The 11,545-nt window shown below is 31.0% G+C and carries 14 protein-coding genes; 4 read left to right on the forward strand and 10 right to left on the reverse strand.

Annotated features, from left to right (window positions below; all coding sequences use genetic code 11):
* Positions 1-2 precede the first annotated feature (2 nt).
* The 3 genes from UXY25_RS11255 (at position 3) to UXY25_RS11265 (ending at position 2,924) form a co-directional block, all read left to right on the forward strand.
* The gene (locus tag UXY25_RS11255; protein WP_320816120.1) at positions 3-713 is read left to right on the forward strand and encodes a tRNA1(Val) (adenine(37)-N6)-methyltransferase; all 711 of its coding nucleotides are present in this window, start codon (positions 3-5) and stop codon (positions 711-713) included.
* A 127-nt stretch (positions 714-840) separates the two neighbouring features.
* Complete coding sequence (locus UXY25_RS11260; protein WP_320816121.1) at positions 841-2,019, forward strand: acyl-CoA dehydrogenase family protein; 1,179 nt, start codon at positions 841-843, stop codon at positions 2,017-2,019.
* A 122-nt stretch (positions 2,020-2,141) separates the two neighbouring features.
* On the forward strand, positions 2,142-2,924 hold the full coding sequence (locus tag UXY25_RS11265) for a DUF3050 domain-containing protein (protein WP_320816122.1): 783 nt from the start codon (positions 2,142-2,144) through the stop codon (positions 2,922-2,924).
* 31 nt (positions 2,925-2,955) lie between these two features.
* Here UXY25_RS11265 and UXY25_RS11270 read toward each other — a convergent pair whose 3' ends face one another.
* From UXY25_RS11270 to trmB, 8 genes are all read right to left on the reverse strand, one after another.
* Positions 2,956-3,285 carry a 2Fe-2S iron-sulfur cluster-binding protein gene (locus UXY25_RS11270; protein ID WP_320816123.1) on the reverse strand — a complete coding sequence of 110 codons (330 nt, stop codon included), beginning with the start codon at positions 3,283-3,285 and terminating at the stop codon, positions 2,956-2,958.
* Entirely contained in the window at positions 3,285-4,343 is a 1,059-nt protein-coding gene (locus tag UXY25_RS11275; RefSeq protein WP_320816124.1) for an NAD(P)/FAD-dependent oxidoreductase, read from the reverse strand. Before UXY25_RS11275 ends, UXY25_RS11270 begins: the two co-directional genes overlap by 1 nt.
* A 78-nt stretch (positions 4,344-4,421) precedes the next feature.
* Positions 4,422-4,661, reverse strand: a complete 240-nt coding sequence (locus tag UXY25_RS11280) for a NifU family protein (RefSeq protein WP_320816125.1) — start codon at positions 4,659-4,661, stop codon at positions 4,422-4,424.
* 1 nt (position 4,662) lies between these two features.
* Positions 4,663-5,805, reverse strand: a complete 1,143-nt coding sequence (locus tag UXY25_RS11285) for an Mrp/NBP35 family ATP-binding protein (protein WP_320816126.1) — start codon at positions 5,803-5,805, stop codon at positions 4,663-4,665.
* A 163-nt stretch (positions 5,806-5,968) separates the two neighbouring features.
* Positions 5,969-6,826: a hypothetical protein gene (locus UXY25_RS11290; protein WP_320816127.1), complete on the reverse strand. Its 858-nt coding sequence runs from the start codon at positions 6,824-6,826 to the stop codon at positions 5,969-5,971.
* 10 nt (positions 6,827-6,836) lie between these two features.
* A complete protein-coding gene (locus tag UXY25_RS11295; protein ID WP_320816128.1) occupies positions 6,837-7,181 on the reverse strand; it encodes an MGMT family protein in 345 nt (114 codons plus the stop codon).
* 3 nt (positions 7,182-7,184) lie between these two features.
* A complete protein-coding gene (locus UXY25_RS11300) occupies positions 7,185-7,811 on the reverse strand; it encodes a hypothetical protein (RefSeq protein ID WP_320816129.1) in 627 nt (208 codons plus the stop codon).
* 53 nt (positions 7,812-7,864) lie between these two features.
* Complete coding sequence (trmB, locus tag UXY25_RS11305; RefSeq protein WP_320816130.1) at positions 7,865-8,539, reverse strand: tRNA (guanosine(46)-N7)-methyltransferase TrmB; 675 nt, start codon at positions 8,537-8,539, stop codon at positions 7,865-7,867.
* Positions 8,540-8,633: 94 nt separating this feature from the next.
* On the opposite strand from trmB, the gene UXY25_RS11310 reads away from it, so the two are divergent.
* Positions 8,634-9,689: a glycosyltransferase gene (locus tag UXY25_RS11310; RefSeq protein WP_320816131.1), complete on the forward strand. Its 1,056-nt coding sequence runs from the start codon at positions 8,634-8,636 to the stop codon at positions 9,687-9,689.
* Here the strand turns inward: UXY25_RS11310 and UXY25_RS11315 are convergent.
* Positions 9,672-10,715: a sensor histidine kinase gene (locus UXY25_RS11315; protein ID WP_320816132.1), complete on the reverse strand. Its 1,044-nt coding sequence runs from the start codon at positions 10,713-10,715 to the stop codon at positions 9,672-9,674. The genes UXY25_RS11310 and UXY25_RS11315 overlap by 18 nt on opposite strands.
* Positions 10,715-11,398 (reverse strand): response regulator transcription factor, encoded by a 684-nt coding sequence (locus UXY25_RS11320; RefSeq protein ID WP_320816133.1) that lies wholly within the window; start codon positions 11,396-11,398, stop codon positions 10,715-10,717. Before UXY25_RS11320 ends, UXY25_RS11315 begins: the two co-directional genes overlap by 1 nt.
* Between the last annotated feature and the right edge of the window lie 147 nt (positions 11,399-11,545).

The raw sequence follows: 11,545 nt of genomic DNA on the forward strand, positions 1-11,545 counted from the left end.
AAATGTCTTTTAAATTCAAACAATTTACCATAGAACAAGAACGTTGCGCAATGAAAATTGGCACCGATGCTGTTTTACTAGGTGCTTGGACTCCAATTCCAAAAAACATATTTAGTGTTTTAGATATTGGCACTGGAACAGGCGTTTTGTCTTTAATGTTGGCTCAACGCAGTAATGCCGAACAAATCGACGCCATTGAGATTGATGAAGATGCGTATGAAGAATGCGTTGATAATTTTGAAAACAGCAATTGGAGCGATCGTTTATTTTGCTACCATGCAGGCTTAGATGAATTTCTTGAAGAAATGGAAGATGAATCTTATGATTTAATTATTTCAAATCCTCCATTTTATACAGATGAATATAAATCTAATACAGAAAAAAGAAATTTAGCTCGATTTGAAGACGCCTTACCTTTTGACGAACTTATAGAAAGTGCAGCGAATTTATTGAGTGAATTTGGGATATTCTCTGTAATTATCCCTTTTAAAGAAGAAGAACGATTTACTCAAATAGCCGCGAAATTTCACCTTCAACCATTTAAAACAACACGAATAAAAGGAACAGAAACTTCTGAAATAAAAAGAAGCTTATTGGCTTTTAAATGGGACGAACAAATTAATATAATTGATGAATTGGTTATTGAAATTACAAGACATCAATACACTGCAGATTATATTGAATTGACAAAAGATTTTTATTTAAAGATGTAAATATTTTTGAATTACGCTTATAAAATATAACATCTGTTCATTGATTTGTTAAAAATGTTTACTTACTTTTGTTCTACGAAAAACCGATTGTAACACATAACTGCGTTACAATCATAATGATAAAAAAATGAGACCAGATTTATTTCAATCACCTGATTATTACCTTTTAGACGACTTATTGTCTGATGAACATAAATTAGTTCGTGACGCAGCACGCGCATGGGTTAAAAAAGAAGTATCTCCTATTATTGAAGAATATGCTCAGAGAGCTGAATTTCCAAAACAAATTGTAAAAGGTTTAGGTGAAATTGGTGGTTTTGGACCATACATCCCTGTTGAATACGGAGGAGCTGGTTTAGACCAAATTTCTTATGGTTTAATCATGCAAGAAATTGAAAGAGGTGATTCTGGAGTTCGTTCAACTTCATCTGTACAGTCTTCTTTAGTTATGTATCCTATTTGGAAATATGGTAACGAAGAACAAAGAATGAAATATTTACCTAAATTAGCTACTGGAGAATTCATTGGTTGTTTTGGTTTAACAGAACCAGACCATGGATCTAATCCAAGCGGAATGACTACAAATTTTAAAGATATGGGTGACCATTATCTTTTAAATGGTGCAAAAATGTGGATTTCAAATGCGCCTTTTGCAGACATTGCTATAGTTTGGGCTAAAAATGAAGAAGGAAGAATTCACGGTCTTATAGTAGAAAGAGGAATGGAAGGGTTCACAACTCCTGAAACACATAATAAATGGTCACTTCGTGCTTCAGCAACTGGGGAATTAATTTTTGATAATGTGAAAGTTCCTAAAGAAAATTTATTGCCAAACAAATCTGGATTAGGAGCGCCTCTTGGATGTTTAGATTCTGCACGTTATGGCATTGCCTGGGGAGCAATTGGAGCAGCGATGGATTGTTATGATACTGCATTAAGATATTCAAAAGAGCGTATTCAATTTGACAAACCAATTGGAGCTACACAATTACAACAAAAAAAATTAGCTGAAATGATTACTGAAATCACTAAAGCACAATTATTAACTTGGAGACTTGGTGTTTTAAGAAATGAAGGTAGAGCAACTTCTCCTCAAATTTCTATGGCAAAAAGAAACAATGTTGATATGGCAATTCATATTGCTCGTGAAGCGAGACAAATGCTTGGCGGAATGGGAATTACTGGAGAATATTCAATCATGCGTCATATGATGAACTTAGAATCTGTAATCACATATGAAGGAACTCATGACATTCACTTGCTAATTACAGGTATGGATGTAACAGGTTTTCCTGCATTCAAGTAATTAAACAATAGATAAAATTTATACAAAATGCTTCGTTATTTAACGAAGCATTTTTATTTTTGGAACACTATTTGCAAATCCATAATTAAATAGATTTCGTAAATATATTAAAACATACTGTCATGAAAACCCAAACTATTAACCACAGCATTCAAAAATATAAAGATGAATTATTAAATCATTCTTTATATAATGAAATAAAAACGATTGACGACCTACATTATTTCTTGGAAAACCATGTATTTGCCGTATGGGATTTTATGTCGCTCTTAAAAGCTTTACAAAGCAAACTTACATGCACTACTACCCCATGGGTTCCTGTTGGAAATCCAGAAATTCGCTATTTAATTAACGAGATAGTTGTTGCCGAGGAAACCGACATTGATTTAGACGGAAACCGAAAAAGTCATTACGAATTGTATATAGATGCAATGAAAGCATGTGGAGCAAACACAACCTCTATTGAAAATTTCTTGTTAGATGTGGAGGCTACCAAAAACATTTTTGTTTCTATTAAGCAAAGTGAATTGCATTCTAATGTGAAAGAATTTTTAGACTTTACTTTCAGAGTTATTGAAGAAGGAGAAACACATCAAATTGCAGCTGCATTTACTTTTGGTCGAGAAGATTTAATTCCGGAAATGTTTACAGCAATATTGAAAAAATTTCAAGCAAACTTTCCTGATGTGGATTTGTCTAAACTAATTTATTATTTTGAAAGACACATTGAATTAGACGCTGATGAACACGGACCAATGGCTATGAAAATGATAGATGAACTATGCGGAGATGACGATAAAAAATGGCAAGAAGCTGAAATAGTTTCTGCCTTAGCATTAGAAAAAAGAATATTATTATGGAATGCAATTGAAGAGCAAATATGTAAAAAGGAATTAGTGCATTAAAAAAAAGCGAGATTTAATAATCTCGCTTTTTTTATTGTTCAGGTGCAATTTCAATTTCTAAACCTTCAAGATCTTCTGAAATATGAATTTGACAACCTAGTCTACTATTCTCTTTTACATGATAAGCATCACAAAGCATAGCCTCTTCATCATCATTTCGTTCTGTTTTTAAAGCATCATTCAAAACATAACATTGACAAGATGCACACATTGCCATTCCGCCACAAATACCAATTGTACCTTCTTCTGCTAATTCATAAGATCGAATAAGCTCCATGACATTCATATTCATGTCTGTTGGCGCAAGAACTTCATGTTTTACACCATTTCTATCGGTAATTTTTATGGTAACGTCAGTCATTAGTCTATTGATTTTACAACTGCTTTTTCAGCTTCTTTTCTAGTTCCGTCAAAACCATCTACTCCAGAAACTGTTGTGTATTTTAACACATAGCGTTTTCCTGGATTCAGTCTATTATAAACACTTTGACACATTAAAGTTGCCTCATGAAAACCACATAAAATCAATTTTAATTTACCTGGATATGTATTCACATCGCCAATAGCGTAGATTCCATCAATATTAGTTTGATAATCTAAAGCGTTATTCACTTTAATAGCGTTTTTTTCAATTTCTAATCCCCAATTTGCAATTGGTCCTAATTTAGGCGTTAACCCGAAAAGCGGAATAAAATAATCGGTTTCAATATTCATACGAGCTCCATTGATTTCAATATCTAACGACTCTATTCGTTCGCTTCCTTTGAAACCAACAACTTCAGCTTCTGTAATTAATTTTATTTTTCCTGCAGATTTTAATTCTTGTACTTTCTCTACAGAATCTAAAGCTCCTCTAAATTCATTTCTTCGGTGTACCAAAGTAACTGAACTGGCAACATTTGATAAGAAAACACTCCAATCTAAAGCAGAATCTCCACCACCAGCAATTATAATATTTTTTCCACGGTATTTTTCCGGATCTTTTACAAAATAATCAACTCCCCGATCTTCCTTCTCATAAAAATCAATATCCTTTAAAACTGGTTTTCTAGGTTCAAAAGTACCCAAACCTCCCGCAATAGCAATCGCTTTTGCTTTATGTTGCGTACCTTCTTTAGTTGTAACTAAAAAAGTTTCATCTTCTAATTTTTCAATTGTATTTGCCGTTTCTCCTAATGTAAATCCTGGCTCAAATTGTTTAATTTGTTCCATTAAATTAGTTACCAAATCACCCGCTAAAACTTCAGGGTAGCCTGGAATATCAAATATTGGTTTTTTAGGATACAATTCTGCTAATTGCCCACCTGGTTGTGGCAAAGCATCAATAATATGGCATTTTAATTTTAATAATCCTGCTTCAAAAACAGTAAAAAGACCTGTTGGACCAGCTCCAATTATTAATATATCAGTTTCAATCATTTTTAATTTTTATAGACTACAAAGTAACTAAATACAAAAGCAAAATAGAATGACTTTTATCAGTTTGTCGTTTTCTAATTAAGCAATATTCTCTACGGTTTCGATTTGAGGAACAAACTTTTTAATTGTTGTTTCAACTCCAGCTTTCATAGTACTAATGCTTAAACTACAACTTGTACAAGCGCCCTCTAAACGAACCTTAACGTGCTTGCCGTCTAAAACCTCAACCAATGAGATATCTCCACCGTCTGAGTTTAAAAAAGGACGAATTTCATCTAAAGCTTTCTCAATACCAATTATGATTTCTTCTTTGTTCATCTTACTTTCCTTTAACAGCAGAACAACCTGCCATTGTTGTTATTTTTATTGCCTCAGAAGCTGGTAATGTTTCATTTCTACTTACCGTTTCAGCAACAACACTTCTTGCTAATTCTTCAAAAGCAGTTTCTAATGGAGAACCCGTTTGTAATGCTGCTGGACGACCATAATCTCCTGCTTCACGTATGCTTTGCACTAATGGAATTTCTCCTAAAAATGGCACATTTAAATCTTGTGCTAAGTTACGAGCTCCTTCTTTTCCAAAAATGTAGTATTTGTTATTTGGTAATTCTTCTGGTGTAAAATAAGACATGTTTTCAATAATTCCTAAAACTGGAACATTGATACTTTCGTTAGCAAACATGGCAACACCTTTTTTAGCATCGGCTAAAGCTACAGCCTGAGGCGTACTAACAACAACAGCTCCTGTAATAGGTAAAGATTGCATAATTGAAAGGTGAATATCTCCTGTTCCTGGCGGTAAATCAATTAACATGAAATCGATTTCTCCCCAGTTGGCATCAAAAATCATTTGGTTTAATGCTTTTGCAGCCATTGGTCCACGCCAAATTACTGCTTGATCTGGTTTTGTAAAAAATCCGATAGAAAGAATTTCTACACCATAACTTTGAACTGGTTGCATTTTTGATTTTCCGTCAATTTCAACTGATGTTGGTTTTGCTTGTTCAACATCGAACATAATTGGCATTGATGGTCCGTAAATATCCGCATCTAAAACACCTACTTTAAAACCCATTTTAGCTAAAGTTACTGCTAAATTTGCAGTAATTGTAGATTTACCAACTCCTCCTTTACCTGAAGAAACTGCAATAATATTACTGATTCCTGGAATAGCCTTCCCTTTTATTTGGTTTGGATTTTCTGGTTTCTCTGGAGCTTCAACCTTTATATTTACTTTTACTTTTGCTTTTTCATACACTTTATCGTGTATTACTTTTATGATGTCAACTTCTGCTCTTTTTTTAATATGTAAAGCCGGCGTAGATAAAGTAAGATCTACTAATACTTCATCTCCAAATGTGATTACGTTTTGAACCGCACCACTTTCAACCATATTTTTACCTTCTCCAGCAACAGAAATAGTTTCTAATGCTTTCAATATTTCTTTTCTATCTAACTTCATTTGTATAAACTTGAAAGTTGTGTTAACTTTATTTAAACTGATTTAAGATTGCAAAGATAAAGAATATAGTTGTAATCTAATAAAGTTACAAGTTGTAAAGTTTTGTGAAAGTTAACGAGTTGAATTTATAGAAGGCTTTTGTAGTTATTCGAAAAGTAAATAATCATAAATCACTCTTTAACAAACTATTATTCTTTTTTACTAAAAACCATTCATCATCTAAATATGGGTCAAAAATTTTATAAAAATCAAGATTCAAAAAATCATCATTAAATTGAGGCTGATTGATAAAACCTTCAATTTCATTTGAATAATAATAATGATTGTTTAATCTTATTTTAACTCTTATTTTCGTTTTAAAGTTACCGTGATATTTTATTATAGAAATTGCAATATATTTTTTGGGTTTTAATTTGTGGAAAAATGGACTTATCATATCCGAACTTAAATTATTTAAATATTCAATAGGTTTCCATTTACCATCAATATCTTTTGCTTCCTGAATTAATTGAAAACCACTCAACGCATCATAAATGAAAACATCTTTCAATTCATTATTATAAATTAGTAACGGATAAGCTGTTACTGGTTTTTTTCGCGTTTTTGTTAACTTATCAAAATAAACTTTCGTAATCAAATCTGGCTCTATTTCTCTATTTGTGTAATTTAATTTAATTAAACTATCTATTTTTTTTCTTAAATCTAACCATTCATATTCAAAATTTTTACAATGGAAACCATAACTTGTATCAATAATTATTTTAAAATCATATTTGGGTAAAATTGTATCATATTTAAATTCTACTTGAGAGGTATTTGCCTTAAGTATATTAGTATTAATAACAGTGTCTTTATTAAAATTAATTCCTAAATAAACTGGTTGACTTTGCAACATATGTGCAGTATTAACCTCAACAATCTTGTTAGATTTTGGTACAATTAGTCTTGGGTATTCGTGTTCATTTTTTGAAGTGCAAAAAACAAAAAATTGAATAACTAGAATTAAAAAAAACTTTTTCATAATTGAAACATTATTCACTACTAACGCTTGGCTCCCAATAATATTTTTGAAAATTGACAATTTGGTTATCAACCACTTCAACACCTTCAGATTCTAATAGTTGTTGCATTAAATTTGTTCCGTCAAAATGATGCTTTCCTGAAAGTAAACCAAGACGATTTACCACTCTGTGCGCAGGAACGTCATCCCTATTATGCGAAGCGTTCATTGCCCAACCCACCATTCTTGCAGAACGAACAGCGCCTAATGCTTTTGCAATTGCTCCATAAGATGTTACTTTTCCGTAAGGAATTTGACGTGCAATTTCGTAAACACGCTCGAAGAAATTTTCATTATTTGGGTTCTTATTTATCAAAAGCTAAGCAAATATCATTTTATAAATAGAAAAAGCAGCAACAAATCCTGTAAATGCAGCTAAAATAAAATAGATGTTATTTATCAGCACCTCGGCCTTGTCTTCTATTTTTTTAAAGAAAACAGCATAACTATAAAAGATAGTAAAAGTTCCAAATGCAGCTGCAATTGAAAATACAATTATAGAAGTCAGAGAAAAATCAAAAAGTTCTTTTGAAGCTAAGGTTAAACTTGATATAGCAAAAAAAGGAATAGCAAACATATTGAAACTCGCCATCATTAAACCGTAAACATATCGATTGCGTTTCGACTTAATTTCTACCTCTTTTTGTGGTTTTTTTACTTGAAATCCTTTAAACAAAAAGGCAATTGTTAGCAATACGAAAATTACAGTTCCAAATTGTTTAAGAGTTTCACTTACACCTGGATGATTGTCTAAAAATTTAGCAAAGTAAACTCCTGTAAAAGCTTGCAACAAAACGATGGTTAGCGTTCCAAAAATAAACAACATTGCAGCTCTTTTACTTTCGGTAATACTAATTTTAGCTGCCAAAACATTTAACATTCCTGGAGCAACAAACCCAACAATGGCAACTAAATATCCGGCTATAAAATCTACAATTAATCCCATTTCGTTTTTATTACAAATTTATCTTTCTCAAAGTTTTTAATACGTAACCCATATTACTTAATACGGAATTGAATGTATGTGATAGCCTTATTAATCTCTAAATATTGTCCTTCATAGAAAGTTTGAATACTTGTTACCTCTTCAGGAGCACCTTCGTTTTTATATACATTGTGATTTGCATAAATAACTTCATGACCGGCTCCGTGCAACAAACCAAGAGTATAACCGTGCATAAATTCACTATCTGTTTTTAAATGCATTAACCCATTTGGCTTTAATACTTTTTTATAATTTTCTAAAAAAGTAGCATTTGTCATTCTATGTTTTGTACGCTTGTATTTTATTTGCGGATCTGGAAAAGTAATCCAAATTTCATCAACCTCATCTTTTGCAAAACAATGTTCAATAAGTTCAATTTGGGTACGTACAAAAGCAACATTACCCATATTATCTTCGATAGCGGTTTTAGCACCACGCCAAAAACGAGCACCTTTAATATCGATACCTATAAAATTTTTGTTTGGATTTAATTTTGCTAATCCAACCGAATATTCTCCTTTACCACAGCCTAATTCCAAAACAACCGGATTGTCATTTTTAAAAAAATCTGTATTCCATTTTCCTTTTAAAGGAAATTCGCCACCTACTACTTCTTCTCTGCTTGGTTGAAAAACATTTGCAAATGTTTCATTTTCTTGAAAACGCTTTAATTTATTCTTACTTCCCACTTGTTTTATAAATTTTTGGTAAAATTAAGGAAATATAAAAGAAGTAGAATATTTTTTTTAAATAACCTAACTTTGCTGTAAACAACAACGCTTTTTGAACAATCAGAAAAAGAAAATATTAGTAGCTCCTTTAAATTGGGGTTTAGGCCATGCCACAAGATGTATCCCTATTATTAATGGATTAATCGACAATGGTTTTGAACCTGTAATTGCATCTGATGGAGACGCTTTAGAACTGTTAAAAAAGGAATTTCCAAAACTTATTTCGCTTGAACTACCTTCTTATGACATTCAATATGCTGAGAAAGGAAGAAATTTTAAATGGAAAATGTTTGCCCAAATACCAAAAATTATTTCTGCAGTTCAAAAAGAGCAAAAAGAGACAACTAAAATCTTAAATACCTATCATTTTGACGGAATAATCTCTGACAATCGATTAGGCGTTTACTCTAAAGAAACACCTTCGGTATTTATTACACATCAACTGAATGTCTTAACGGGAAGTACATCATGGTTAACTACAAAATTACACAAAAGATATATTCAAAAGTTTAATGAATGTTGGGTTCCTGATGTTGAAAGTAGCCCTAATTTATCAGGTAAATTAGGACATCCTGTAGAGGCCATTAAAAACGCGAAATACATTGGGCCGCTAAGCAGGCTTTCTAAAAAGGCAAAACCTATTGTATATGACTTAATGGTATTATTGTCTGGACCAGAACCTCAACGTACTATTTTAGAAGAAAAAATAATTTTGGAATTAGAATATTATCCTAAAAAAGTTATTTTTATAAAAGGGGTTGTTCAAAACAAACAAGTTAAAGAACAAATAGACAATGTAACCTACTATAACTATATGAATAGTGATGAATTAGAAGATGCATTTAATGAAAGCAACTTTATACTTTGCCGTTCTGGCTACACAACTATTATGGATTTAGCCAAACTGAATAAGAAAGCTTTTTTTATACCCACACCAGGACAATATGAACAAAAATATTTAGCAAATAAATTTAAATATGAAGGTATTATTCCATTTTGTGAGCAAGAAATTTTTAAAATTGAAATGTTAAATGAAGTAGAATCTTATTCAGGATTTTTAAACTATACAGAAGAAATTAGTTGGAAAGAATTATTTGATCTTTTCTAAAGTAAACGAAAACTCAGAACCAACTCCAAACTCACTTTCAATGTAAATTTTTTCATTATGACCTTCAATAATGTGTTTTACTATTGCTAATCCTAAACCTGAACCACCTTCGCTTCTAGCCCCACTTTTATCTACTCTATAAAAACGTTCAAAAAGCCTAGAGATATGTTTCTTCTCTATTCCTTCTCCATTATCTGTTATTCTTACAATAATTTTATTGTTTACTAAGTTTTCAATACCTACTTCAGTAGTCCCTCTTTTTTTTCCATACTTAATGGAATTTACAACTAAATTAGTTACTACTTGTTGTATTTTCTCTTGGTCTGCAAAAACAATTATTGGCTCTGAATATTTTCCGTCAAAGGTTAAGGAAATGTCTTTTTTAGCTGCTTTCATTTCTAATAATTCAAAAACATTTTGAATTAAAGTTACAATATCGAATTCGGTTTTTTCAAGATTAATTTCACCTATTTCTAACTTAGTAATTAAATCTAAATCTTTAACAATATAAATTAATCTCTCAACACCCTTTTCAGCTCTTTGTAAATATTTTTCTCGAATTTCTTTATCATTCATCGCCCCATCTAACAATGTTGATAAATATCCTTGAACTGTAAATAATGGGGTTTTTAATTCATGAGAAACATTTCCCAAAAATTCTCTTCTGTATTCTTCTCTGATTTTTAAAGTTTCAATTTCAAGTTTTTTATCTCTTGCAAACTTTTGAACTTCTTGGCTTAGTGTCTTAAAATCAGTAGTAATTGGTTCGTTTTTAAAAGAGCTGTTTTCAAGCAAGGAAACATCATCGTATATTTTTTTTACTCTTCTGTAAATAAATTTCTCAACTCTAAACTGCAATACAAGAAACGAAAATAATAAAACCAAAAATACAATTATAACAATGTAAAGATAATTGGTTTGAATTAAAAAGTAATTAAATAAAAACAACAAAACCGCAACAAAGAGCGTAATGTAAATAGAGGATTTTACCGCAAACTTATATGATTTTTTAAAATTAAAACTCATTAAAATTCAATTTTATAACCAACTCCTTTAATGGTCTTAAAAAACTCATCTCCTATTTTTTCTCTTAATTTTCTAATATGGACATCGATAGTTCTACCTCCAACAATAACTTCATTACCCCAAACTTTATCTAAAATTTCTTCCCTAGTAAATACTTTACCTGGTTTAGAAGCTAATAAATAAAATAATTCAAATTCTTTTCTTGGCAAAAATATTTCTTCACCCTCTTTAACAATTTTATATTCTTCTCTATTAATTTCAATTCCTCCTACATTTAAAGTGTCTGAAACTTCAATATTTTCTTTTATTCGTCTTAACAAAGCCTTCACCTTACTTACTAAAATTCTTGGTTTAATAGGCTTTGGTATGTAATCGTCTGCACCTGCATCAAAACCAGCCATTTGTGAATAGTCTTCTGATCGAGCAGTTAAAAAAGTAATAATTGTATTTTGTAATTCTGGAAATTGTCTGATTTTCTCACATGCTTCAATACCATCCATTTCAGGCATCATTACATCCATAATTATCAATTGAGGGATTTCTTGTTTTGCTTTTAAAACAGCCTCTTTACCGTTATTAGCTTTAATAATTCTATATCCTTCTTGTGATAAATTATAACCTACAATTTCTAAGATATCCGGTTCGTCATCAACTAATAAAATAGTAATCTCCTGATTATTCATTTCTTTAAATTAAAATTTTAGTTAGTAAAGATAAAACAAATTATAACTATATAATTCACTTAACAATTATTTAATGTGGTAACATTTTGATAACACACTTAACGTACAAGCATAACATGGCGTTAACAATCTATTAATTTAACCGAG

It is taken from the genome of Flavobacterium sp. (genome assembly GCF_034111225.1).
Classification (GTDB): Bacteria; Bacteroidota; Bacteroidia; order Flavobacteriales; family Flavobacteriaceae; genus Flavobacterium.

Excerpts from the sequence above, each read along its gene's own strand:
- UXY25_RS11255 (WP_320816120.1), top strand. The coding sequence starts at position 3 with ATGTCTTTTAAATTCAAACAATTTACCATAGAACAAGAACGTTGCGCA.
- UXY25_RS11260 (WP_320816121.1), top strand. The coding sequence starts at position 841 with ATGAGACCAGATTTATTTCAATCACCTGATTATTACCTTTTAGACGAC.
- UXY25_RS11265 (WP_320816122.1), top strand. The coding sequence starts at position 2,142 with ATGAAAACCCAAACTATTAACCACAGCATTCAAAAATATAAAGATGAA.
- UXY25_RS11270 (WP_320816123.1), bottom strand. The coding sequence starts at position 3,285 with ATGACTGACGTTACCATAAAAATTACCGATAGAAATGGTGTAAAACAT.
- UXY25_RS11275 (WP_320816124.1), bottom strand. The coding sequence starts at position 4,343 with ATGATTGAAACTGATATATTAATAATTGGAGCTGGTCCAACAGGTCTT.
- UXY25_RS11280 (WP_320816125.1), bottom strand. The coding sequence starts at position 4,661 with ATGAACAAAGAAGAAATCATAATTGGTATTGAGAAAGCTTTAGATGAA.
- UXY25_RS11285 (WP_320816126.1), bottom strand. The coding sequence starts at position 5,805 with ATGAAGTTAGATAGAAAAGAAATATTGAAAGCATTAGAAACTATTTCT.
- UXY25_RS11290 (WP_320816127.1), bottom strand. The coding sequence starts at position 6,826 with ATGAAAAAGTTTTTTTTAATTCTAGTTATTCAATTTTTTGTTTTTTGC.
- UXY25_RS11300 (WP_320816129.1), bottom strand. The coding sequence starts at position 7,811 with ATGGGATTAATTGTAGATTTTATAGCCGGATATTTAGTTGCCATTGTT.
- UXY25_RS11315 (WP_320816132.1), bottom strand. The coding sequence starts at position 10,715 with ATGAGTTTTAATTTTAAAAAATCATATAAGTTTGCGGTAAAATCCTCT.
- UXY25_RS11320 (WP_320816133.1), bottom strand. The coding sequence starts at position 11,398 with ATGAATAATCAGGAGATTACTATTTTATTAGTTGATGACGAACCGGAT.